The organism is Streptomyces lienomycini, from assembly GCF_027947595.1.
In the GTDB taxonomy this organism is placed as follows: Bacteria; Actinomycetota; Actinomycetes; order Streptomycetales; family Streptomycetaceae; genus Streptomyces; species Streptomyces lienomycini.
This window is the reverse complement of the sequence record NZ_CP116257.1, coordinates 1,703,904-1,727,150: the sequence shown is the minus strand read 5'-3', so window position 1 is coordinate 1,727,150 and position 23,247 is coordinate 1,703,904. Positions and strand designations below refer to the sequence as shown.

The 23,247-nt window shown below is 72.0% G+C and carries 21 protein-coding genes and 2 pseudogenes; 10 read left to right on the top strand and 13 right to left on the bottom strand.

Features of this window, described 5'->3' with window-relative positions; genetic code table 11:
- Positions 1 to 49: 49 nt before the first annotated feature.
- The 6 genes from BJ961_RS08125 to BJ961_RS08100 all read right to left on the bottom strand — a co-directional run bounded on the left by BJ961_RS08125 (position 50) and on the right by BJ961_RS08100 (position 7,270).
- Positions 50 to 1,477, bottom strand: a complete 1,428-nt coding sequence (locus BJ961_RS08125) for an NAD(P)/FAD-dependent oxidoreductase (protein WP_271320622.1) — start codon at positions 1,475 to 1,477, stop codon at positions 50 to 52.
- A gap of 34 nt (positions 1,478 to 1,511) precedes the next feature.
- The gene (locus BJ961_RS08120) at positions 1,512 to 2,312 is read right to left on the bottom strand and encodes an ABC transporter permease (protein ID WP_271320621.1); all 801 of its coding nucleotides are present in this window, start codon (positions 2,310 to 2,312) and stop codon (positions 1,512 to 1,514) included.
- On the bottom strand, positions 2,313 to 3,242 hold the full coding sequence (locus BJ961_RS08115; protein ID WP_271320620.1) for an ABC transporter permease: 930 nt from the start codon (positions 3,240 to 3,242) through the stop codon (positions 2,313 to 2,315). It lies immediately after the preceding gene.
- Complete coding sequence (locus tag BJ961_RS08110) at positions 3,242 to 4,417, bottom strand: ABC transporter ATP-binding protein (RefSeq protein ID WP_271416995.1); 1,176 nt, start codon at positions 4,415 to 4,417, stop codon at positions 3,242 to 3,244. Before BJ961_RS08110 ends, BJ961_RS08115 begins: the two co-directional genes overlap by 1 nt.
- A 5-nt stretch (positions 4,418 to 4,422) precedes the next feature.
- Positions 4,423 to 5,670 carry an ABC transporter substrate-binding protein gene (locus BJ961_RS08105; RefSeq protein WP_271320619.1) on the bottom strand — a complete coding sequence of 416 codons (1,248 nt, stop codon included), beginning with the start codon at positions 5,668 to 5,670 and terminating at the stop codon, positions 4,423 to 4,425.
- Between the two features lie 64 nt (positions 5,671 to 5,734).
- On the bottom strand, positions 5,735 to 7,270 hold the full coding sequence (locus BJ961_RS08100; RefSeq protein WP_271320618.1) for a gamma-aminobutyraldehyde dehydrogenase: 1,536 nt from the start codon (positions 7,268 to 7,270) through the stop codon (positions 5,735 to 5,737).
- Positions 7,271 to 7,472: 202 nt separating this feature from the next.
- On the opposite strand from BJ961_RS08100, the gene BJ961_RS08095 reads away from it, so the two are divergent.
- Positions 7,473 to 8,078, top strand: a complete 606-nt coding sequence (locus BJ961_RS08095; protein ID WP_271320617.1) for an NADAR family protein — start codon at positions 7,473 to 7,475, stop codon at positions 8,076 to 8,078.
- A gap of 65 nt (positions 8,079 to 8,143) precedes the next feature.
- Here BJ961_RS08095 and BJ961_RS08090 read toward each other — a convergent pair whose 3' ends face one another.
- Together BJ961_RS08090 and BJ961_RS08085 are read right to left on the bottom strand one after the other, a co-directional pair.
- The gene (locus tag BJ961_RS08090) at positions 8,144 to 8,593 is read right to left on the bottom strand and encodes a DUF4190 domain-containing protein (RefSeq protein WP_271320616.1); all 450 of its coding nucleotides are present in this window, start codon (positions 8,591 to 8,593) and stop codon (positions 8,144 to 8,146) included.
- Between the two features lie 58 nt (positions 8,594 to 8,651).
- Entirely contained in the window at positions 8,652 to 9,341 is a 690-nt protein-coding gene (locus BJ961_RS08085) for a DUF4190 domain-containing protein (RefSeq protein WP_271320615.1), read from the bottom strand.
- A gap of 158 nt (positions 9,342 to 9,499) precedes the next feature.
- Between BJ961_RS08085 and BJ961_RS08080 the strand changes: the two genes are divergently transcribed.
- The 3 genes from BJ961_RS08080 (at position 9,500) to BJ961_RS08070 (ending at position 12,633) form a co-directional block, all read left to right on the top strand.
- Positions 9,500 to 10,561 carry an adenosine deaminase gene (locus BJ961_RS08080; RefSeq protein WP_271320614.1) on the top strand — a complete coding sequence of 354 codons (1,062 nt, stop codon included), beginning with the start codon at positions 9,500 to 9,502 and terminating at the stop codon, positions 10,559 to 10,561.
- Between the two features lie 14 nt (positions 10,562 to 10,575).
- Complete coding sequence (locus BJ961_RS08075) at positions 10,576 to 11,283, top strand: glycerophosphodiester phosphodiesterase (protein ID WP_271320613.1); 708 nt, start codon at positions 10,576 to 10,578, stop codon at positions 11,281 to 11,283.
- A 147-nt stretch (positions 11,284 to 11,430) separates the two neighbouring features.
- On the top strand, positions 11,431 to 12,633 hold the full coding sequence (locus BJ961_RS08070; protein ID WP_271416994.1) for a serine hydrolase domain-containing protein: 1,203 nt from the start codon (positions 11,431 to 11,433) through the stop codon (positions 12,631 to 12,633).
- A gap of 12 nt (positions 12,634 to 12,645) precedes the next feature.
- Here the strand turns inward: BJ961_RS08070 and BJ961_RS08065 are convergent, their stop codons facing one another.
- The 3 genes and pseudogenes from BJ961_RS08065 to BJ961_RS08055 all read right to left on the bottom strand — a co-directional run bounded on the left by BJ961_RS08065 (position 12,646) and on the right by BJ961_RS08055 (position 15,385).
- A complete protein-coding gene (locus tag BJ961_RS08065) occupies positions 12,646 to 13,218 on the bottom strand; it encodes an HXXEE domain-containing protein (RefSeq protein WP_271416993.1) in 573 nt (190 codons plus the stop codon).
- Between the two features lie 16 nt (positions 13,219 to 13,234).
- A pseudogene (locus BJ961_RS08060) lies at positions 13,235 to 13,603 on the bottom strand (spermidine/putrescine ABC transporter substrate-binding protein); the annotation flags it as partial.
- A gap of 342 nt (positions 13,604 to 13,945) precedes the next feature.
- On the bottom strand, positions 13,946 to 15,385 hold the full coding sequence (locus BJ961_RS08055) for a gamma-aminobutyraldehyde dehydrogenase (RefSeq protein WP_271320612.1): 1,440 nt from the start codon (positions 15,383 to 15,385) through the stop codon (positions 13,946 to 13,948).
- Between the two features lie 165 nt (positions 15,386 to 15,550).
- Here BJ961_RS08055 and BJ961_RS08050 point away from each other — a divergent pair, with 165 nt between their 5' ends.
- The 6 genes and pseudogenes from BJ961_RS08050 (at position 15,551) to BJ961_RS08025 (ending at position 21,302) form a co-directional block, all read left to right on the top strand.
- Positions 15,551 to 16,066, top strand: a complete 516-nt coding sequence (locus BJ961_RS08050; RefSeq protein ID WP_271320611.1) for an Lrp/AsnC family transcriptional regulator — start codon at positions 15,551 to 15,553, stop codon at positions 16,064 to 16,066.
- A gap of 2 nt (positions 16,067 to 16,068) precedes the next feature.
- A complete protein-coding gene (locus BJ961_RS08045; protein WP_271320610.1) occupies positions 16,069 to 17,442 on the top strand; it encodes an aspartate aminotransferase family protein in 1,374 nt (457 codons plus the stop codon).
- A gap of 214 nt (positions 17,443 to 17,656) precedes the next feature.
- The gene (locus BJ961_RS08040; RefSeq protein ID WP_271320609.1) at positions 17,657 to 18,433 is read left to right on the top strand and encodes an ABC transporter ATP-binding protein; all 777 of its coding nucleotides are present in this window, start codon (positions 17,657 to 17,659) and stop codon (positions 18,431 to 18,433) included.
- Positions 18,415 to 19,785: pseudogene (locus tag BJ961_RS08035) on the top strand (hypothetical protein). The gene BJ961_RS08040 and the pseudogene BJ961_RS08035 overlap by 19 nt, the downstream one beginning before the upstream one ends.
- Before the next feature lie 115 nt (positions 19,786 to 19,900).
- The gene (locus BJ961_RS08030; protein ID WP_271320608.1) at positions 19,901 to 20,308 is read left to right on the top strand and encodes a VOC family protein; all 408 of its coding nucleotides are present in this window, start codon (positions 19,901 to 19,903) and stop codon (positions 20,306 to 20,308) included.
- 289 nt (positions 20,309 to 20,597) lie between these two features.
- Complete coding sequence (locus BJ961_RS08025; protein ID WP_271320607.1) at positions 20,598 to 21,302, top strand: LAETG motif-containing sortase-dependent surface protein; 705 nt, start codon at positions 20,598 to 20,600, stop codon at positions 21,300 to 21,302.
- A 60-nt stretch (positions 21,303 to 21,362) separates the two neighbouring features.
- On the opposite strand, the gene BJ961_RS08020 is transcribed toward BJ961_RS08025, so the two are convergent.
- A complete protein-coding gene (locus BJ961_RS08020) occupies positions 21,363 to 22,163 on the bottom strand; it encodes a maleylpyruvate isomerase family mycothiol-dependent enzyme (protein WP_271320606.1) in 801 nt (266 codons plus the stop codon).
- A 24-nt stretch (positions 22,164 to 22,187) separates the two neighbouring features.
- Complete coding sequence (locus BJ961_RS08015; protein WP_271416992.1) at positions 22,188 to 23,237, bottom strand: ABC transporter ATP-binding protein; 1,050 nt, start codon at positions 23,235 to 23,237, stop codon at positions 22,188 to 22,190.
- Positions 23,238 to 23,247 lie beyond the last annotated feature (10 nt).

The following is a 23,247-nucleotide window of genomic DNA, read 5'->3' as shown; positions in this document are numbered from 1 at the left end:
CACCTCGTTGGGGTGAACCGGGTCACAGGCCCGCGGGCGGCGCGCGGGTTCAGCTGTCGAAGCCGAGCCCCAGCCGGTCCATCGTGCGCAGCCACAGGTTGCGCCGGCCGTCGTGCGTGTCCGCGCGGGCCAGCGACCACTTGGTGAGCGCGATGCCGGTCCAGGCGAAGGGCTCGGGCGGGAACGGCAGCGGCTTCCGGCGGACCATCTCCAGCCCGGTGCGTTCGGTCCGCTCCCCCGCCAGCAGGTCGAGCATCACCTCGGCGCCGAACCGGGTCGCGCCCACACCGAGGCCGGTGTACCCGGCCGCGTACGCCACCTTGCCCCGGTGGGCGGTGCCGAAGAACGCGGAGAAGCGCGAGCAGGTGTCGATGGCGCCGCCCCAGGCGTGGGTGAAGCGGACGCCCTCCAGTTGCGGGAAGCAGGTGAAGAAGTGCCTGGCGAGCTTGGCGTAGGTCTCGGGGCGGTCGTCGTACTCGGCGCGCACCCGGCCGCCGTACGGGTAGACGGCGTCGTAGCCGCCCCACAGGACGCGGTTGTCGCGGGTGAGGCGGAAGTAGTGGAACTGGTTGGCGCTGTCCCCGAGCCCCTGCCGGTTGTGCCAGCCGATCGAGGCCAGCTGCCCGGCGCTGAGCGGTTCGGTCATCAGGGCGTAGTCGTAGACGGGGACGGTGTACGAGCGCACCCTGCGGACCAGGTTCGGGAAGACGTTGGTGCCGAGCGCGACCGTGCGGGCGCGGACCCCGCCGTACGGGGTGCGTACGGCCATGCCTGCGCCGTACGGCTTCAGGGTGAGCGCCGGGGTGTGCTCGTAGACGCGGACTCCGAGCGCGAGGCAGGCGCGCTTGAGGCCCCAGACCAGCTTGGCGGGGTTGACCATCGCCACGCCCCGCCGGTCCCAGAGGCCCGCCCGGAAGGTCGGTGAGTCGACCTGTGCGCGCACGGCGTCGGCGTCCAGGTACTCGATGCCCTCGGCGAGGCCCTTGGCGCGGATCTCCGCGTACCAGTCCTTCAGCTCCCGGGCCTGGTAGGGCTCGGTGGCGACGTCGATCTCGCCGGTGCGCTCGAAGTCGCAGTCCAGGCCGTGGCGGGCGACCGCGTCCTCGATGGCGTCGAGGTTGCGGGCGCCCAGTTCCTCCAGTTGGTGGATCTCGTCCGGCCAGCGGGTGAGGCCGTTGGACAGGCCGTGGGTGAGGGAGGCGGCGCAGAAGCCGCCGTTGCGGCCGGACGCGGCCCAGCCCACCTCGCGGCCCTCGATCAGCACGACGTCCCGGCCCGGGTCGCGCTCCTTGGCGATCAGTGCGGTCCACAGCCCGCTGTAGCCGCCGCCGACGACCAGCAGGTCGCAGGTCGCGGCGCCGGTGAGGGCGGCCTCGGGGCGGGGCCGGCCGGGGTCGTCCAGCCAGTACGGGACGGGCTGGGCGTCGGAAAGGGATTTCGTCCAGTCGTTGCCGCGGCTCATGGCGCCAGGGGCCATGATTTCAACTCCCTAGGAATGCAGGTGATGCGCTCTATGCCTTGCGGCGATTTCGGCGGTTGCCGATGACCATGGAGGCCAGAACGAACAGTACGGCGACGACGAACATGGCCGTACCGACGACATTGATCTGAACGGGCGTTCCGCGCTGCGCCGATCCCCACACGAACATGGGGAAGGTGACCGTGGAGCCCGCGTTGAAATTGGTGATGATGAAATCGTCGAAGGACAGCGCGAAGGCGAGCAGTGCGCCGGCCGCGATGCCGGGGGCGGCGATGGGCAGCGTGACCCGGACGAAGGTCTGGAAGGGGCCGGCGTACAGGTCCTGCGCCGCCTGTTCGAGGCGCGGGTCCATCGACATGACGCGCGCCTTGACGGCCGTGACGACGAAGCTGAGGCAGAACATGACGTGGGCGATGAGAATGGTCCAGAAGCCCAGCTGGGCACCCATGTTGAGGAAGAGGGTGAGCAGCGAGGCGGCCATCACGACCTCGGGCATCGCCATCGGCAGGAAGATCAGCGAGTTGATCGCGCCCCGCGCGCGGAAGCGGTAGCGGACCAGCGCGAAGGCGATCGCGGTGCCGAGCGCGGTGGCTCCCAGCGTCGCCCAGAAGGCGATCTGAAGGCTGAGCGAGAGCGAGCCGCACAGCCCGGCGACGCCGCACGGGTCCTTCCAGGCGTCCGTGGAGAACTGCTGCCATTCGTAATTGAAGCGCCCGTTCGGCTTGTTGAACGAGAACACCGTGACGATGACGTTGGGCAGCAGGAGATACGCGAGCGTGAGCAGTCCGGCGATCACGACCATACGGCGCTTGAACCAGTTGACGAGGGCCATCTAAACCAGATCCTCCGTCCCGGACTTGCGGATGTAGAAGGTGACCATGGCGAGGATCGCGGCCATGAGGACGAAGGAGAGCGCCGCCGCGGTCGGATAGTCCAGCACCCTGAGGAACTGCGACTGGATCACGTTGCCGATCATTCCGGTGTCGGCCGAGCCCAGCAGGGAGGCGTTGACGTAGTCGCCGGTGGCCGGGATGAAGGTCAGCAGGGTGCCGGAGACGACGCCCGGCATCGACAGCGGGAAGGTGACCTTGCGGAAGACGGTGGAGGGCTTCGCGTACAGGTCGCCGGCGGCCTCGTGCAGCCGGCCGTCGATGCGCTCCAGGGAGGTGTAGAGCGGCAGGATCATGAAGGGCAGGAAGTTGTACGTCAGGCCGCAGACCACCGCCAGCGGGGTCGCCAGCACACGGTCGCCGGAGGTCCAGCCGAGCCAGCCGGTCACGTCCAGGACGTGCAGCGTGTTCAGGGCGCCGACCACCGGGCCGCCGTCCGCGAGGATCGTCTTCCAGGCCAGGGTGCGGATCAGGAAGCTGGTGAAGAACGGCGCGATCACCAGGATCATGATCAGGTTGCGCCAGCGCCCCGCGCGGAAGGCGATGAGGTACGCGAGCGGGTAGCCGAGCAGCAGGCACAGCACGGTCGCGGAGGCGGCGTAGGCGACCGAGCGCAGGAACTGCGGCCAGTACTCGGACACCGCGTCCCAGTAGGTCACGAAGTGCCAGGCGACCTTGTAGCCCTCCTCCAGCGAGCCCGTCTGTACGGAGGTGGAGGCCTGGTAGACCATCGGCGCCGCGAAGAAGACGACCAGCCACAGGATGCCGGGCAGCAGCAGCCAGTACGGCGTCCAGCGGCCGCGTTTGCGCGGGGGCTTCTTCGCGGGCGCGGGCGGGGCCGGGGGCGGTGGCGCCTCGGTGAGGGTGGACATCAGGCGGCCTCGCCCTCGGACACTCCGGCGTCGATGTCCTGTTCAGCGTCCAGGCCGAAGGTGTGCGCCGGGTTCCAGTGCAGGACGACCTCGGCGCCGGGCGCGAGGCGGGGGTCGCGGTCGATGTTCTGGGCGTAGACCTCGAACTCGGGGCAGGCCGCGCAGTCCACGACGTACTGGGTGGAGACGCCGATGAAACTGGTGTTGCCGATCCTGCCGGTGACGCGGTTGCGGCCCTCCGGTATGGAGCCCGCGTCGTCCGCGTGGGTGAGGCTGATCTTCTCGGGGCGGACCCCGACCAGGACCTTGCCGCCCGCCTTCACCTGGGCGGAACACCGGGCGCCCGGCAGGACGAGCTTGTCGCCGGCCGCCCGCACCACGACGTCGTCGCCGCGGCGGGTGTCGACCTCGGCCTCGATGAGGTTGGAGGTGCCGAGGAAGTTGGCGACGAACGTGGTGCGCGGGTTCTCGTACAGGTCGGCGGGGGCGCCCAGTTGCTCGACGCGGCCCGCGTTCATCACGGCGACCTGGTCGGCCATCGTCATGGCCTCCTCCTGGTCGTGGGTGACGTGCACGAAGGTGATGCCGACCTCGGTCTGGATGCGCTTGAGTTCCAGCTGCATCTGGCGGCGCAGTTTGAGGTCGAGGGCGCCGAGCGGCTCGTCGAGGAGCAGGACCTTGGGGTGGTTGATCAGGGCGCGGGCGACGGCGACGCGCTGCTGCTGGCCGCCGGAGAGCTGGTGCGGCTTCTTGCGCGCCTGCTCGCCGAGCTGCACCAGGTCGAGCATCTCCCCGACCTGCTTCCTCACGCTCTTGATGCCGCGCCGGCGCAGGCCGAAGGCGACGTTCTCGTAGATGTCCAGGTGCGGGAAGAGGGCGTAGGACTGGAAGACGGTGTTGACCGGCCGCTTGTAGGGCGGCAACGGGGTCACGTCCTGGTCGCCGAGGTGGACGGTGCCGCTGCTCGGCTCCTCCAGCCCGGCGATCATGCGCAGGGTGGTGGTCTTGCCGCAGCCGGAGGCGCCGAGCAGGGCGAAGAAGGAGCCCTGGGGCACGGTCAGGTCGAGCGGGTGCACGGCGGTGAAGGAGCCGTAGGTCTTGCCGATGCCGGCGAGGCGGACGTCGCCGCCGCGGTCCTTCGCGGCTGTCTCGTTCTTCGTCGTATGCGTCGTCATCGTCGTCACGCCCCAGTGAGCTTCGCGAACTTCTCTTCGTATGCCGTCTCTTCCTTCGAGCTCAGGGAGCGGAAGGAGTGCGACTTGGCCTGCATGGCCTGGTCGGGGATGATCAGCGGGTTGTTCGCCGCGTCCTCGTCGATCTTCGCCAGGTCGTCCTTCACGCCGTCGACCGGGCAGACGAAGTTGATGTAGGCGGCGAGTTCCGCGGCCGGGCCCGGCTCGTAGTAGTAGTCGATGAGCCGTTCGGCGTTCGTCTTGTGCCGCGCCTTGTTGGGGATCAGCATGTTGTCGCTCGACGTGATGTATCCGCTGTCCGGGATGACGAAGCCGATGTCCGGGTTGTCGGCCTTGAGCTGGACCACGTCGCCGGCCCAGGCCAGACAGGCCGCGAAGTCGCCCTTGCTGATGTCGGCGGTGTAGTCGTTGCCGGTGAAGCGGCGTATCTGGCCGCGGTCGACGCCCTTCTGGAGCCGGGCGATCCCCGCGTCGTAGTCGTCGTCGGTGAAGCGGGCCGGGTCCTTGCCCATGTCGAGCAGCGTCATGCCCATGGTGTCGCGCATCTCGGTGAGGAAGCCGACCCGGCCCTTGAGCTTCGGGTTGTCGAGCAGGTCGGAGACCGTCCTGACCTCGACGCCGTCCAGGGCCTTCTTGTTGTAGGCGATGACGGCGGAGATGCCCTGCCAGGGGTAGGAGTAGGCCCGGCCGGGGTCCCAGTCGGGGGTGCGGAACTGGGGCGACAGGTTGGCGAAGGCGTGCGGCAGGTTGGCCGGGTCCAGCTTCTGGACCCAGCCGAGGCGGATCAGGCGGGCGGCCAGCCAGTCGGTGAGGACGATGATGTCGCGGCCGGTCTCCTGGCCCGCGGCGAGCTGCGGCTGGATCTTGCCGAAGAACTCGCTGTTGTCGTTGATGTCCTCGGTGTACGTGACCTTGACGCCGGTGCGCTCGGTGAACGCCTCCAGCGTGGGGTGGCGGCGGCCGCTCTCGTCGACGTCCATGTACTCGGTCCAGTTGGAGAAGCGGACCTGCTTCTCCGCCTCGGAGTGGTCCTCCGCGGACACGCCGCCCTCGGTCTTGCCGGCCGCCGGGATGCCGCACCCGCTCAGCAGACCGAGTGCGCCGACCGCGAGCGCACCGCCCGTGGAGGCGCGCAGCAGCGAGCGGCGGGTGAGGGCGGCCCTGCCGCTCCTGAGACTGCGCCGCATGGCGGCCACTTGGGCCGGGGACAGGCGGTCGGGCTCGTACTGCTCCATGCGCGTGGTTGCCCTTTCGGGTGGGTCGGCCGTGGTCGGCGGCCTGCCGTGATGGGTGTCGGTCCTACCGGTCCCCGAAGACGGTGCGGTGCCAGTCCTTGGCCGCCACCGCGGTGTTGTCGAACATGACGTGCTTGACCTGCGTGTACTCCTCGAAGGAGTAGGCGGACATGTCCTTGCCGAAGCCGGACGCCTTGTACCCGCCGTGCGGCATCTCGCTGATGATCGGGATGTGGTCGTTGATCCACACGCAGCCCGCCTTGATCTCGCGGGTGGCGCGGTTCGCCCGGTACACGTCCCGGCTCCAGGCGGAGGCCGCGAGCCCGTACGGCGTGTCGTTGGCCAGCCGGATGCCCTCGTCGTCGGTGTCGAAGGGCAGGACGACCAGGACGGGGCCGAAGATCTCGGACTGGACCGCCTCGCTGTCCTGGGCGGCGTCCGCGATCAGGGTGGGCCGGTAGTAGGCGCCGTCCTTCAGGTCGTCCTGAGGCGCCTCGCCGCCGGTCACCACGCGCGCGTAGGAGCGGGCCCGGTCGACGAAACCCGCGACGCGGTCGCGCTGGACGTGGCTGACCAGCGGGCCGAGGTCGGTGCCGGGGGCGAAGGGGTCGCCGACGCGGACGGTGTCCATGAGGGCGGCGGTCTGCTCGACGAACGCCGCGTAGAGGGGTCGCTGCACGTACGCGCGCGTGGCGGCCGTGCAGTCCTGGCCGGTGTTGATGAGCGCGCCCGCGACCGCGCCGTGGACGGCGGCGTCGAGGTCGGCGTCGTCGAAGACGAGGAAGGGGGCCTTGCCGCCGAGTTCCAGGTGGAGGCGCTTGACGGTGGAGGTGGCGACCTCGGCGACGCGCCTGCCGACGGCGGTGGACCCGGTGAAGGAGGTCATGGCGACGTCGGGGTGGGCGACGAGGTGCTCGCCTGCCTCCCGTCCGGTGCCGCTGACGATGTTGATCACACCGTCGGGGATGCCGGCCTCGGTCGCGGCCTGGGCGAACATCAGGGAGGTGAGCGGGGTGATCTCGGCGGGCTTGAGCACGATGGTGTTGCCCGCGGCGATCGCCGGGAGGATCTTCCAGGCGGCCATCTGGAGGGGGTAGTTCCAGGGCGCGATCGAGCCGACGACCCCGATGGGCTCGCGGCGGACGTACGAGGTGTGGTCGCCGGAGTACTCCCCGGCCGACTGGCCCTGGAGGTGCCGGGCGGCTCCCGCGAAGAAGGCCGCGTTGTCGACCGTGCCCGGCACGTCGAACTCGCGGGTCAGCTTCAGCGGCTTGCCGCACTGGAGGGACTCCGCGCGGGCGAAGTCCTCGGCGCGTTCCGCGAGGACGGCGGCGAACCGGTGCAGGGCGTCGGAGCGCTCGCCCGGGGTGGCGCCGGACCAGCCGGGGAACGCCTCCCGCGCGGCGGCGACGGCCGCGTCGACGTCGTCGGGGCCCGCGAGTTCGTAGGTGAGGACGTCCGCGCCGGTCGCCGGGTCGACGACGGTGTGCGTCCGTCCGGAGGTGCCCTTCGCGAGACGGCCCGCGATGTACTGCGCCCCGTTCGCGAAGCGGTCCTGGGCCGGGAATCGGTCCGGGGTGGCGTTGCCCGGGTTGTGCATGTCGGCTCTCCTCGGTCTCCCCGTGGCGGGGGCCGGCGTGGCTCAGGCTCGATGTGAGTGCCGATCCTGGCAGAGCACTAGGCCTCCAACAAGTGATTCCGTTGTTGCCATTTGGTTACGCGACGGAATCTGTCGACCAGGTGTCGAGTCGCCACGGAAAAGGGCGGACGGAGTGTCAGTGGCACGTGTCAGACTCGCGTGCATGACGAGGACCGCGGGAGCGGAGGAGGTCACGGGGGTGGCGGTGGAGAGCGTCGACAGCAGGGAATCGCTGGTCGGACGGGCCCGGGCGGGCGAGCGGATCAAGTACCTGTGCTTCTGGGGGCACCGGCCGCTGCCGGACGGCAGGCTCGGCCCGACCTGTCTGAGCCAGTGGTGGCCGTCACCGTTCACCGTGGCGGGGGTTCGGTACGCGACGGCGGAGCACTGGATGATGGCCGGCAAGGCCCGGCTGTTCGACGACGCGGAGGCGGAGCGGCGGGTGCTGGCGGCCGGTCATCCCGCCGGGGCGAAGAAGGCGGGCCGACTGGTGCGCGGCTTCGACGAGGCGGTGTGGGAGCGGGAGCGGTTCCGGATCGTGGTGGAGGGCAGCGTCCACAAGTTCGCCTCGGACCCGGCGCTGCGGGCGTTCCTGCTGAACACGGGCGACAGAGTGCTGGTGGAGGCCAGCCCCGTCGACCGGGTGTGGGGCATCGGCCTGGCCGCGGACGACGCGGCGGCGACCGATCCGGAGCGCTGGCGGGGTCCGAATCTGCTGGGATTCGCGCTGATGGCGGCCCGTGAGCGGCTGCGCGAGGGCGACGTCTGAGGGAACGGCGGCTGAGGGGGCGGCGGACCGCCCCCTCCCGGACCTGGCTCAGAGGGGCTCAGGTCTCAGGCGACGCTCATCAGGCTCGCGAAGGCGAGGAAGCCGAGCAGCGGCAGGATCACCGTGGCGGTGATGCCGAGCACGAGCCCCGCGGTCGCGGCGCCCTTGTTGGTGGCCTCGCCCCGGTTGGCCCTGCCCCGTCCGACCGCGCCGAAGATGATCGCGAGGATGCCCAGGACGACGCCGAAGAACCAGAGGAAGAAGGTCAGGCTGCACACCACGCCGATGATGCCGAGGACCAGCCCCGAGGTGCCCAGGCCGTTGCTCGGCTGCATCGGCATGCCGTAGCCCGGGACCTGCGGGTAGCCGACCGGAGGGGCGGCCGGGTACGACGGCCCCTGGCCCGGGTGGCCGTACCCCGGCGCGGACTGCGGGTAGGCGTATCCCCCGGCAGGCGGCTGGCCCGGCTGCGGAGGTGGCCCGTAACCCCCGGGTCCGGGATTGGTGTGCGACATGAACTGCTCTCCCCTCGTTGGCGTTTGACATCGTAGAGGAGTCGCTGCCGGGGCGAAGTCAGCTTTCCGCGACCACCGAGGCCGCCATCGCGGTCGCCACCGGGACCGGCGCCGGACGTGCGGAACCGTAGTAGGGGTCGTCGTCGTACGAGTCGTCGTTGATCGCGGCCGTGATCCCGACGGCGATCAGGACGATCACGGCGATGCCGAGGATGACGCCGATGATGCCCATGACGAATCCGGCCTGCGCCTGCCCGTGGTTGTTGGCCACGCCGCTCTCCGCCTTCCGGCGGCCCTTGATCCCGAAGACGATGGCGAGGATGCCGAGCACCACGGAGACCACGCCGTACAGGCAGAACAGGGCGCAGGCCAGGATGCCCAGCACCATCGACGCGGTGCCCATGCCGTTCTGCGGGGGCATCGGCATGCCGGGCCAGCCGTAGCCCTGCCCGTAGCCGGGGTAGCCGTAGCCGCCCGGGGCACCGGGGCCGCCGGGTGCGACCGGCGGTGGGGGCACGGCGGAGGGGGGAGCGCCGAACCCGGCGTTCGGCATCGACGTGACCGTGGCCTGATCGTGCACGGTCGGCGGCGGAAGCCAGGGGGGCGGCGCGTCGGAGACGGGCGGCCGGGGCGGCTCCGGCGGCTGCCCCGCACCGGCGCCCTTGTCCAGGGACGGCCCGCTCTCCGGGGGCGCCCAAGGGTCGTGGCCGCCGGCGGAGTCCCCGTCCGGCCGTATCTCGTCCGTCATGCCTTGCCCCCCAGGGTCGTTCGTGCCCGTCATGCTACGGTCCCGGGCCGCCCGGCGTGCCACCGGCCTACGATGATCCCCTGCACCACCGATCAGCCGATCACCCGTGCCCCACCGCCGCCCCGCGCGGCCCGGGGCGCCGCTTTGGGGAGGAACCCTTGACCGAGCACCTCGTCGACCCCGACGTCCCTCGTGACCTGCACGCCTTCATCTCCGGGCTGCCGAAGGCCGAGTTGCACGTCCACCACGTCGGCTCCGCCTCCCCGCGCATCGTCTCGGAGCTGGCCGCGCGCCACCCCGACTCCAAGGTCCCCACCGACCCCGAGGCCCTGGTCGACTACTTCACGTTCACGGACTTCGCGCACTTCATCGACGTGTACCTGTCCGTCGTGGACCTGATCCGCACCCCGGAGGACGTCCGGCTGCTGACCTACGAGGTGGCCCGGGACCTGGCCCGGCAGCAGGTGCGGTACGCCGAGCTGACCATCACGCCCTTCTCCTCCACCCGGCGCGGCATCGACGAGGCCGCCTTCATGGCCGCGATCGAGGACGCCCGCAAGGCCGCGGAGGCCGAGTTCGGGACCGTACTGCGCTGGTGCTTCGACATCCCGGGCGAGGCCGGTCTGGAGTCCGCCGAGGAGACGACACGGCTCGCCACCGACGACCGGCTGCGCCCGGAGGGCCTGGTCTCCTTCGGGCTCGGCGGGCCGGAGATCGGGGTGGCCCGCCCGCAGTTCAAGCCGTACTTCGACCGGGCGATCGCCGCGGGCCTGCACTCGGTGCCGCACGCCGGCGAGACCACGGGCCCGCAGACCGTGTGGGACGCCCTGGAGTACCTGCGCGCCGAGCGCATCGGGCACGGCACCAGTTCCGCCCAGGACCCGAAGCTTCTCGCCCACCTCGCCGAGCGGCGCATCCCGCTGGAGGTGTGCCCGACCTCGAACATCGCCACCCGTGCGGTGCGCTCCCTGGACGAGCATCCGATCAGGGAGTTCGCCCGCGCCGGTGTCCTGGTGACGATCAACTCCGACGACCCGCCGATGTTCGGCACCGACCTCGACAACGAGTACGCCGTCGCCGCCCGGCTCCTCGACCTGGACGAGCGGGGGCTCGCCGCCCTGGCGAAGAACGGGGTCGAGGCGTCCTTCCTGGACGCGCCGGGCAAGGCGCGGATCGTCGACGAGATCGACACGTACACCGCCGCCTGGCTCGCCTCCTGAGAGTTGCCGCCACCATGGACACGCCCCGCGCCCTGACCGCCGTCGCCCACCGCGGCGACCCCTACCGGCACCGCGAGAACACGATCGCCTCGCTGCTTTCCGCCCTGGACCGCGGCGCGGACGCGGTCGAGACCGACGTCCGCCTCACCCGGGACGGCGTGCCGGTACTGCTGCACGACGAGACGCTCAAGCGCCTGTGGCAGCGGGACCGGCCGCTGCGGTCGCTGATGGCCGAGGAGGTGCGGTCGCTGACGGCGGGCCGCGTGCCGACGCTCGCCGAGGCGCTGACGGCGACCGGGGACGGCCGGCTGATGCTGGACCTGCCGGGCGGGCCGGGCGAGCGTGCGGTGCGGCGCGTCGTGGACGTCGTCCGCGAGTGCGGGGCGCGGGAGCGGGTGTACTACACCGCGGGCGCGGCCGCCATGCTCGCCGTGCGGGCCGCCGACCCCTCGGCCGAGATCGCCATGACCTGGACGACGGCCGCACCGCCCCGGCCCGCACTGCTGGCGGCGGTCCGGCCGCGGTGGCTCAACTACCGGTTCGGGCTGGTGAACCGGGCCCTGGTCGAGCGCGTCCACCGCGACGGCTTCCTGCTGTCCGTCTGGACTCCCGACACCCGCCGCACCATGCGCCGTCTGCGCACGCTGGGCGTCGACTCCATCACGACCAACCGCATCGACACGCTCCGCGCCCTGCGCGACGGCACCGGACCGCGCCCTTAGGGGGACGGCCCGCACAAGCACCCCTGCCTGTAAGGGACTTCCCCGAGTGCGGGCCCCGGGCCGCTGCCCTCCTCGCAGCGGATCCGCGACGACTCGGGCCGGACGAGGATGATCACCGACCTTCCCGTCCGGCCCCTGGAGCAGTCGATGCGTGCCCGTGCCTCCTCCGTCCTCGCCGCTTCCCTCGTCCTCGCCCTCGCCGTCGGCCCGCTGGCGGCGCCCGCGTTCGCCGCCCCGCACTCCCCCGCCACTGTCTCCGCTTCCGCCTCCACCTCCACCGGCACCGGCACCGGCACCGGAACGGACGGAACGAGGGGGTTGGACAGGAAGGCGCTGCGCGCCGCGATCGGCGTCGTCCCGGACCAGTACGCCACCGCCGCCCTCGTACGGGTCGGCGGCACCGACGGCAGCTGGCGCGGCAGCGCGGGCGTGCGCGACCTGGCCAGTGGCCGCCCGGCCCACCCCGACGCCCGGTTCCGGGCCGGTTCGATCACGAAGGTCGTCACGGCCGCCACCGTCCTGCGGCTCGCGGCGCAGGGCGGCATCGATCTGGACGCGCCGGTGCAGCACTACCTCCCCGGCCTGTTCACCGCGGCCTTCGACAAGCCGATCAGCGTGCGCCAACTGCTCAACCACACCAGCGGCATCCCGGCGGGCGACGGACTCGGCGACGACTTCGCCGAGCTGTACGCGCACCGCTTCGACACCTTGACCCCGCAGGAGGACGTGGCGTCGGCGATCGCGAAGGGACCCGAGTTCGACCCGGGCGATCAGCAGCACTACCTCAACGTCAACTACACCGTCCTCGGCCTGCTCGTCGAGAAGGTGACCGGCCGCTCCTACGCCGCCGAGGCCACCCGCCTGGTCCTGCGTCCGGCCGGGATGCGGCACACGTACTTCCCGGGCACCGACCCGCGCATCCGGGGCCCGCACAACCGGGGCTACCAGACGGTGGCACGGCCGGACGGGACGACCGGGCTGCTCGACGTGACCGAGTGGAACCAGGCGGACCGCTGGGCGGCCGGAGACATGATCTCGACGACGGCCGACCTGGAGCGGCTGCTCACGTCGCTGTTCCGGGGGCGGATCGTGCCCCAGCCGCAACTGGAGGAGATGTTCACGACCCCGCCGGGTCTCCCGGAGGCGACGCGCAGTGCGGGGCTGGAGTACAAGAAGGTGGGGGACCAGGTCTTCTGGGGCAAGTCGGGCTCGCGCTACGGCTACAGCGCGCTCGTCGGCGGCACCCGCGACCTCTCCCGCACCCTCGTCTACTCGGTCAACGCCACGGACGCCAAGAGCGCCGACCCGAATCCGGTGCTCGACGCCATCACCGCGGCCGCGCTGAAGTAGCCCCGCCGGCGGTCAGCCTCTCGTCAACCGCCGCGCCACCCCGTGCGCCGCCACGGTCGCCGCCCCCGCGAAGCCGAGGCCCACGGCGAGGTCGCGCGGGCGGGTGGCGCGCAGGACGCCGGCACGGCGCAGGCGCCGGCGGGCCCAGAGGGTGAAGGGGACGACGATCAGGGGGGACGTGGCCGACCCGGGTGTGTAGCCGCGCACCAGTCCCGCCTGGGCGAGGTGGACCAGGCCGTGCAGGCCGAAGGCGTTGAGCGCGGCCTGGTACGTCGCCGAGCGGCCGCCGGTCAGCCGCCCCGCGAGGGACGCGGAGGCCACCACCGCGGCCATCGCGCCGACCGCCACCGCGAACTCCCGCCCGTCGGCCGCCCCGGCCCGCCGCCACACGGCCTCGGGCACGGCCGGGTACCGCTCGCGCAGGGCGGGGAGGTTGCGCCGCCACCAGCCCGGCACGGTCGCCAGCTCCTCCAGGTCGTGCAGCGCCCAGGCGGCCAGCAGCCCCAGCGTGACCGCACCTCCGACCTCGGCGTCCCTGGCCCCGGCGTTCGTTCCACCGTTCGTTTCACCGCTCGATGAATTGATCACGCGGGTCAGTCTGCTACACGCCGACGATGCCGTTCCACCGCTTCGCGAACTCCGTCCGCTGCCCCGCCGGGATGTCCTTCGCGATGGCGAGCCGTTCGCGCGTCGCGGTGTCCGGGAAGATCGGCGGGTCCTCGGCCAGGGCGGCGGTCTCCTCCTCGTCGGAGGAGGCGAGCACGTCCTGGGCGGTGGGGAACGGGCAGACGTAGTTGACCCAGGTGGCCAACTCGGCGGCGGCCTCGGGCCGGTAGTCGTGGTCGATCAGCAGCTCGGCGTTGGCCTTGTGGCGGGCCAGGTCGGGGATCATGAGGGACTCGGCCCACAGTTCGGCACCCTCCTCGGGGACGACGAACTCGATGTCCGGGTCGTCCGCCTGGAGTTGGACGAAGGCGTCGTTCGGTGGCGGACCGGTCGGTAGCGGCACGGTCGCCGGGGGCGACGTACGCGGCGGGTACACCGCAGCCGGCCAGCGCGCCGAACGTGCCGAGCGCGGCGGAGCCGCCCGGGCCGCGCAGCAGGGACCGGCGGGAGAGCGGGGGCGTCCTCGGGAGCGGGGGCATGGCCAGAGGGTTCCGCGCCCCTGTCCGCCGCGACAATCGACGCCGCGTCGAGCGCGTCCGGCCAGGCGCGACACCCTGTCGAGCGGCGGGAGTCCGCAGCACACGCGCCGCGGCCCCGGAGCGGGCCTGTCCGCCTGCGTCCGGGGCCGCGCGCACCGCGTGGGGGGTCACATGTCCAGCGACGTCATCACGTGCTTGATCCGCGTGTAGTCGTCGAAGCCGTACCCCGACAGGTCCTTGCCGTAGCCGGACTTCTTGAAGCCGCCGTGCGGCATCTCGGCGACCAGCGGGATGTGGGTGTTGATCCACACGCAGCCGAAGTCCAGCCGCTTGGACATCCGCATCGCGCGCCCGTGGTCCTTGGTCCACACCGAGGAGGCCAGTGCGTACTCGACGCCGTTGGCCCACTCGACGGCCTGGTCCTCGTCGCGGAAGGACTGGACGGTGATGACGGGGCCGAAGACCTCCTGCTGGATGATCTCGTCGTCCTGCTTGAGGCCGGAGACGACGGTGGGGGCGTAGAAGTAGCCCTTGTCGCCGACCCGGTGGCCGCCCGCCTCGACCTTGGCGTGCGCGGGCAGCCGCTCGATGAACCCGGAGACCTGCTTGAGCTGGTTCGGGTTGTTGAGCGGGCCGTAGAGCACGTCCTCGTCGTCGGGCTGCCCGGTCTTGATCTCGGACGCCGCCTTCGCGAGGGCGCTCACGAACTCGTCGTGGACCGACTCGTGGACCAGCACCCGGGTGGCGGCGGTGCAGTCCTGGCCCGCGTTGAAGTAGCCCGCCTCCGAGATGCCCTCGACGGCCTTGGGGATGTCGGTGTCCTCGAAGACGACGACCGGCGCCTTGCCGCCCAGCTCCAGGTGGACCCGCTTGAGGTCCTTCGACGCCGACTCGGCGACCGACATGCCGGCCCGCACGGAGCCGGTGATGGAGGCCATCGCCGGGGTGCCGTGCTCGACCATGAGGCGGCCGGTGTCGCGGTCGCCGCAGACGACGTTGAAGACGCCCTTGGGCACGATCGAGCCGATGATGTCGGCCATCAGGGCCGTGGAGGCGGGGGTGGTGTCCGACGGCTTGAGGACGACCGTGTTGCCCGCGGCGAGCGCCGGGGCGAACTTCCACACGGCCATCATCATCGGGTAGTTCCACGGCGCGACCTGCGCGCAGACACCGATGGGCTCGCGGCGCACGAAGGAGGTCAGCCCCTCCATGTACTCGCCCGCGCCGCGCCCTTCGAGCATCCGCGCCGCGCCCGCGAAGAAGCGGATCTGGTCGACCATCGGCGGGATCTCCTCGGAGCGGGTCAGCCCGATCGGCTTGCCCGTGTTCTCCACCTCGGCCGCGATCAGCTCCTCGGCCCGCTCCTCGAACGCGTCCGCGATCTTCAGGAGGGCCTTCTGCCGCTCCGCCGGTACCAGGTCCCGCCAGGCCGGGAAGGCCGCGGCGGCGGCCGCCATGGCGGCGTCCACGTCGGCCTGCCCGGACAGGGGGGCGGTCGCGTAGGCCTCGCCGGTGGCCGGGTTGACCACCTCCGTGGTCCGTCCGTCGGCGGCGTCCCGGAACTCACCGTCGATGTAATTGCGCAGACGACGCAGCTCGGTGCTCACTGCCGGCCCTCCAAGTTCGGGTGTCCAGTAACTGAGACACCCACCCTAGACGGAGTCCCGACGTTTTCAACACCCCCGCTCGCCCCTGAGTTGCGATATCCGTAGGATGGGGCGTTCCAAACAACGAATTTCATCGCTTCGACCTTGCGAAACTATCGATACGTCGTGCACAGTGAAGCCGTGGCCAGTCGAAGCGCAGACCAGAAGGACTCCCGCGAGTCCCGGAACGGCGGTGCCCAGTTGGACGCCGTCTCCCTCGCCATCATCGAGCAGCTCCAGGAGGACGGCCGCAGGCCCTACGCCGCGATCGGCAAGGCCGTCGGCCTGTCGGAGGCGGCCGTGCGCCAGCGCGTCCAGAAGCTCCTCGACCAGGGCGTGATGCAGATCGTCGCCGTCACGGACCCGCTCACGGTGGGCTTCCGGCGCCAGGCGATGGTCGGCGTCAATGTCGAGGGCGACGTGGAGGCCGTCGCGGAGGCGCTGGCGGCCATGTCGGAATGCGAGTACGTGGTGATGACCGCGGGCTCCTTCGACCTCATGGTGGAGGTCGTCTGCGAGGACGACGACCACCTCCTGGAGGTCATCAACCGCCGCATCCGGGCCGTCCCCGGCGTGCGCTCCACCGAGAGCTTCGTCTACCTCAGGCTCAAGAAGCAGACCTATATGTGGGGAACCCGATAATCGTGAGCAGCGACAGCCCCAAGGACCTCAGCCGCACCGCCTACGACCACCTGTGGATGCACTTCACCCGCATGTCGTCGTACGAGAACGCCCCCGTCCCCACCATCGTCCGCGGTGAGGGCACCCACATCTACGACGACAGGGGCAGGCGCTACCTCGACGGCCTCGCCGGCCTGTTCGTGGTCCAGGCCGGACACGGCCGCCAGGAGCTGGCGGAGACCGCCGCGAAGCAGGCGCAGGAGCTGGCCTTCTTCCCGGTGTGGTCCTACGCCCACCCCAAGGCCGTCGAGCTGGCCGAGCGCCTGGCGAACGAGGCCCCCGGCGACCTCAACAAGGTCTTCTTCACCACCGGTGGCGGCGAGGCGGTCGAGACCGCCTGGAAGCTCGCCAAGCAGTACTTCAAGCTGACCGGCAAGCCCACCAAGTACAAGGTGATCTCCCGCGCGGTCGCCTACCACGGCACCCCGCAGGGCGCCCTGTCCATCACCGGCCTGCCCGCGCTCAAGGCCCCCTTCGAGCCGCTGGTCCCGGGCGCGCACAAGGTGCCGAACACCAACATCTACCGCGCCCCGCTCTTCGGCGACGACCCCGAGGCCTTCGGCCGCTGGGCCGCCGACCAGATCGAGCAGCAGATCCTCTTCGAGGGCCCGGAGACGGTCGCGGCGGTCTTCCTGGAGCCGGTGCAGAACGCCGGCGGCTGCTTCCCGCCGCCGCCCGGCTACTTCCAGCGGGTGCGCGAGATCTGCGACCAGTACGACGTACTGCTGGTCTCGGACGAGGTCATCTGCGCCTTCGGACGCCTCGGCACGACCTTCGCCTGCGACAAGTTCGGCTACGTCCCGGACATGATCACCTGCGCCAAGGGCATGACCTCTGGCTACTCCCCGATCGGCGCGTGCGTCATCTCCGACCGCCTCGCCGAACCGTTCTACAAGGGCGACAACACCTTCCTGCACGGCTACACCTTCGGCGGCCACCCGGTCTCCGCCGCGGTCGGCATCGCCAACCTCGACCTCTTCGAGCGCGAGGGCCTCAACCAGCACGTGCTCGACAACGAGGGCGCCTTCCGCGCCACCCTGGAGAAGCTGCACGACCTGCCGATCGTCGGCGACGTCCGCGGCAACGGCTTCTTCTACGGCATCGAGCTGGTCAAGGACAAGACCACCAAGGAGTCCTTCGACGAGGAGGAGACCGAGCGGGTCCTGTACGGCTTCCTCTCCAAGAAGCTCTTCGAGAACGGCCTGTACTGCCGTGCCGACGACCGCGGCGACCCGGTCATCCAGCTCGCCCCGCCGCTGATCTCCAGCCAGGAGACCTTCGACGAGATCGAGCAGATCCTGCGCGCCACGCTGACGGAGGCGTGGACGAAGCTCTGATCATTTTCTGATCACCCTCCGATCATTCTTTGGGACGATCACCCCGGCCCCGGCGCCGCCCGTTCGAGTGAGACACGGCGGCCCGGGGCCTCGGGCTGTCCGGCCCCCGCGCGCGGACTGCTTAGCGTGCCCAGTGACCGATCGGCCCCGCCTTCGTTCCCCCGGAAGAGGGACGTGACCGGGGAAATACGGATCAGAACCGAGGTGTACGCCCATGGAGGCCCCGCCGGACAACGACGTGCTCTGGGCCCGCGCCCTGCACTTCCAGCACCACGACGGCTCCCCCGCGCTGCAAGGCGTGTCGCTCGGTGTCCGCGTGGGCGAGATCCTCGCCGTGAGCGGCCCGCGCGGCAGCGGCAAGACCACGCTGCTGCGCTGCCTGTCCGGACTGGTGCGGCCGCAGGACGGCGAGGTGTGGTTCAACAGCGTGCCGGTGCACACCATGGGCGCCCTCAGCCGCGAACGGCTGCGCCGCGACCGCTTCGGCTGGATCGACCCCGCCCCGGTGCTCGTCCCGGAGCTGAACGCCTGGGAGAACGCCGCGCTCCCCCTGATGCTGCGCGGCACCGGCAGGCGCCGGGCCAAGACCGCCGCCCTGGAGTGGCTGGACCGCCTCGACGTCGGCGACAAGGCGCGCAGGCGCCCGCACGAACTCCAGCAGGCCGAGCGGCAGCGCGTCTGCATCGCCCGCGCCCTCGCCGTCGCCCCGGCGGTCCTCTTCGCCGACGAGCCGACGGCCCCCCTGCACCGCGCCGACCGAGCCCAGGTGCTGCGCACGCTCACCACGGCGGCCCGCTCGCACGGCATCACCGTCCTGCTCGCCACGCACGACGCGCAGACCGCCGCCCTGGCGGACCGCGCGGTGGCGCTCCTCGACGGACGGCGGGTACGCACCGTGCACCTCCCCCCGCTCGCCGAGACCACGGTGGCCACGGGTGCCGCCGGGACTCCCGGAACGGAAGGCCGGGCGGCGTGCTCGCTCTCCGCCTGACCCGCACCGCCCGCCTCGCCGTCCACCTGCGCCGCCTGCTGGTCGCGGTGGCCTCGGCGGGCACGGGCTTCCTGCTGCTGTGCGCCCTCGGCTACGCGCTGAGCCACCCGGACACCCCCGGCGCCGCCGCGCTCCGCCTGGCCTGGTGCGTGGCGCCGCTGGCCGCCGCGGTGCACCTCGCGGTCGCCGTGGCCCGCACCGATCCCGGTACCCGGCCCCGCTCGGGGCTGTCGGCGATCGGCCTGGGCCCCGGCCGCCTGATGGCCGTATCGGCGACGACGACGGCCCTGGCCGCCGCGCTGGGTTCGGTGGCGGCCCTGCTGCTCTTCCTCCACCTGCGCGGCGACCTGACGGGCGGTCGGCCCTCCGGCCGCGTGGCCGCCGACGCCCTGGCCGTCGGCCAGTCCCTCCCCGCCCCGGCCGTCCTGACCCTGCTGGTCCTCGGGCCGGCCTTCGCGTCGGCCGCGGTGGCCCACTCGCTGCGCCCCCGCGAGCCCCGGCCCGCCGCGGCCGCCGCACCGCGCGGCTACGGCCGCTTCGGCGCCTACGGCTGGGGCAAGGCCCGCGAGACCTTCGGCGCGTACGGCCGCTTCGGCTCCCGGGCCGTCCGGCCCGCCACGGCCGCGGGCAGTCGTGCCGCGGGGGCGGCATCGGCGGGCGCGGGCGGCACCCTGCAGACGCAGGCCATCGCCCCCGAGCCCCCGGCCCCGGCGGACGTCGCCCCGCAGGCGCCGGGCACGCGGGCCGAGCCGCCCCCGCCCCCAGGGCACCAGCGCTCTGCCCTGGGGTTTCGCCGTCCTCGCCGCGGGCCTCACCGTCGAGACGTACACCGGCGGCGCGGCCACCGCCCCCGCGCCCGGCACGGCCCCCTCGGCCGGTGTCCTGATCGGCTGGGCCCTCACCGCCCTGGGTCTGGCCCTGGCCGGTCCCGGCCTCACCCAGCTGTGCGGCCGCCTGCTCCAGGCCGCCCGCCCCCGCGCCCTGCGGCTGCTGGCCGGCCGCGTCCTCATGGAGGAGTCGCACCGCATCGGCCGCCCCTCGGCGTCGTGGCCGCCGTGGCCGCCGCGGCCTACGTGGCCGGCACGGTGTACGCCGGCGACGGACCGGCGTTCGGCCCGCTGAGCACCCTGGGCGCCCTCCTCGTGGCCGGCTGCACGGTGGCCGCCCTCCTCACCGCGGCCGTCGAGGCCAAGCACGCGCGTGCCGACACGACGCAAGCCCTGCTGCGGCTGGGAGCGCCCCCGGCGACCCTGCGCGGCGCCGCCGCCGTGCGCGCCGCCGCCCTGCTCGCCCTGTTCGGTCCGCTGACCCTGGTCGTCGCCGTGCTGGCGGCGCTGCCGCTGGCCGACTGAGCCGGGAACATTCCTTCGAGAAAGTCCGCGGACCGGCGATGAGTTTCCCGGCCGCCTCCCGTCTACCTCTTCGAACGGCACGACAACGGCAGCACATCGACGGGAGAGGCCCCCCATGTACCAGCAGATGATCTTCGTGAACCTGGCCACCGGCGACCTCGACGCCTCCAAGAAGTTCTTCGCCGGGCTCGGATGGGAGATCAACGCCCAGTTCAGCGACGACAGCACCGCCTCGTTCCCGGTCAGCGACACCATCGTGGTGATGGTGCACACCCCGCAGAAGTACCGTGAGTTCACGAAGAAGGACATCGCGGACTCGGCGAAGTCCAGCGAGGTGCTGATCGCGCTGAGCGCCGAGAGCCGCGAGAAGGTCGACGAGCTGGTGGAGAAGGCGGTCGCGGCCGGCGGCTCGGTCACCGGCGAGACCCAGGACCACGGCTTCATGTACGGCCGGGCCTTCGACGACGTCGACGGCCACACCTTCGAGGTCGTGTGGATGGACCCGGCGGCGGTCCAGGGCTGACCGAGCGGTCCCCGGCACGGACGGGCGGACCGGGAGCCGGCGGCTCGGGAGGGGTGGGCGACGGGGGTCGGGGAGCGCCCTGATTGGCCGGATCGAAGAGGCACCCAGGGTGCTGAAACGTACCGGCGGTTAATAAGACGGCAAAGTCAACGGCCTTGACCGGCATATGCGTTGACACTTCTTACGCCCCGCTTATAGACCAGTGAGGCTCATGGGTGTGCTGATGCCGCGTCGTCGAGCGTCGGCACCCCCTCCACCCCCCGCATCCGCGCTCCCGTAAAGGACAAACGTGGCAGTCCTGTCCATAATCAGCCGTACGGCATCCCGCCGCGGCGTCCGCGCCCTCGGCGTCGTCGCCGCCTCCGCGGCCCTGGCGCTGAGCGCCTCCGGCACCGCCCTCGCCTGCAACATCGGCGAGTTCTCCGCTGAAGCCAAGTGCGAAGGCGACAACGGTGTCATCACCGTCACCGACGTGGACCCGGCCGGCATCCCGGCCACCGTCACCGTCTACCTCAAGGACGGCGACAGGCAGGTCGGCCAGCAGACGGTCAAGGGCTCCAAGGACGGCACCACGGTCACCTTCCCCGTGGACTGGCAGCCGAACACGGAGTACCGCGTCCACGTCAAGGCCGACACGTACGTCGACGAGGACATCCAGCCGGACGTGAAGACCCCGTCGACCCCCTGCAAGACCGAGGACACTCCGGCCCCGGCCCCGTCGGAGAGCTCCTCGACCCCGTCCGACGAGACGGAGACCCCGGCCCCCGAGCCGTCCACCTCGGCCCCCGCGCCGTCGCAGGCGGAGAGCACCGCGCCGGCGGCCGTGCCGAACGACAACGCCCCGTCCCCGGCGGCCGGTGACTCCAACCTCGCCGAGACCGGTGCCAACTCCAACACCGGCATGATCGCCGGTATCGCGGCGGCCCTGGTCGTCGTCGGTGGCGGCGCCGTCTTCTTCGGCCTGCGCCGTCGCGGAGCGAACAGCAACCGCTGACGCCCGCACCGACGCACGTCGTGGTGGCCCGTCCCCGGCCGGGGGCGGGCCACCGTCGTGTCAGCCGAACGTCGCCTTCTCCAGCCAGAGTTCGAGCAGCTTGCGGTCACCGAGCACGTCGAGCCCCGGGGTGTCCAGCGGCAGCCGGCCGTAGAAGGCCAGCAGCACGTCCGTGAGCGGCCCGCGCAGGGTCACGGTCGCCTTCTCGTGGCCGCGGCGCCAGACGACGCCCTCGTCGGCCAGGTCGACGAGCCACTCGGTGTCCAGCTCCGTCGGGGTGCCGGTCGCGTGCAGGTGGATGCTGCTGCCCGGGGCACGCAGTTCGTTCGCCGCCGCGCCGGGCAGTACCCGCTGGACGAACCGCACGATGTCCAGCCACTCGTCGACCGCGTCGGCGGCCACCTCGGGCGCGACGGCCCGGAGCGGCAGGCCCGCCGCGAGTGCCGCGTCCGCCTGGTGGACGACGAGTTCGTGGGTCATCCGCCGCGCCCAGAACCCGGCCGTGTCGTCACCGGCCCACGACCACGCACGCGCGTCCGGACCGGCCTCCCGCAACGCGCCGACGACCACCTCGCCGGACCGGGCCAGCCACGCGTCCAGCGCCGCGGCGTCCCCGGTGACGGCGGGGCCCTCGGAGCCCGGCGCCCGGTCGACCGGGATGTCCTCCTCGGCGCGGGTGCCGACGAGCAGCCCGCACCAGCGCAGGGCCCGGCCCACGTGCCGCACCAGGTCCTCCAGGGTCCAGTCCGGGCAGGTCGGCACGGTGGCCGCCACATCCGCGCCGGACGTCACCACGGCCCTGAGCAGGCCCACTTGGTGGACGATCTCGTCGCAGTAGCGGTCGTGCCGAAGGAGAGTCATGCCGTCACCCTACGAGCGGAACGATCACCCGAGCACGACAATTTCCGCCACGTCGAACTCGACCCCGACCGCGTCCCCGACCTCCGGCGCCGACCGCAGCGCGCAGGCCGCCTCCAGGCGGGGCGCGTCCTCGGGCTGGAGGTGGACGGTGACGTGGGTGCCGCGGAAGGTGCGGGCGGTGACCGTGCAGCGCAGGCCCTCGTCGGCGGGGACGACCCGGACCCCGGCCGGCCGCACCAGCACCGTCCGGGTGCCCTGCGGGGCATCCTCCGGGACCGGCACCTTGCCCCACGGGGTGTCGGCGGCCTGCCCGGCGACCAGCGCCTCGACCACGTTGTCGAAACCCAGGAAGCGGGCCACGAACGCGTCCGCCGGCCGCTGCCACACCTCCAGGGGCGTCCCCGACTGCGCGATCCGCCCGTCCCGCATCACCACGACCCGGTCGGCCAGCGCGAACGCCTCGCCCTGGTCGTGGGTCACGGCGAGCACCGTGGTGCCCAACCGGCCGAACAGCTCCCGCAGTTCGACCACGAGACGCTCCCGCAGCGAACGGTCGAGCTGGCCGAGCGGCTCGTCCAGCATCAGCAGCCGGGGCCGGGGCGCGAGCGCGCGGGCCAGCGCCACTCGCTGCTGCTCACCGCCGGAGAGCGCGGCGACGGACCGGCGGGCGGCACCCGGCAGCCCCACCAGCTCCAGCAACTCCCCCACCCGGTCCCGCTGTTCGGCCCGGGAAGCGCCTCGCATCCGCGGCCCGAAGGCGATGTTCCCGGCCACGTCCCGCTGCGGGAAGAGCTGGTGGTCCTGGAACATCAGCCCGACCTCGCGCCGGTGCGCGGGCACCCCGGACTGGTCCCGGCCGTCCAGCGTCACCCGTCCGGCGTCCAGCGGCTGGAGCCCGGCGACCGCCCGCAGGAGCGTCGACTTGCCGCTGCCGCTGGGCCCCAGCACGCACACCACCTCGTGCTCGGCGACCCCCAGATCGACGTCGTCGAGCACGGCCCGCCCGCCGAAGCGGACCGTGGCGCCTTCGAGGCTCAGCAGGCTCGGCGGCGTCGGCGTCGGCGTCGGCGTCATCGGCGGCATG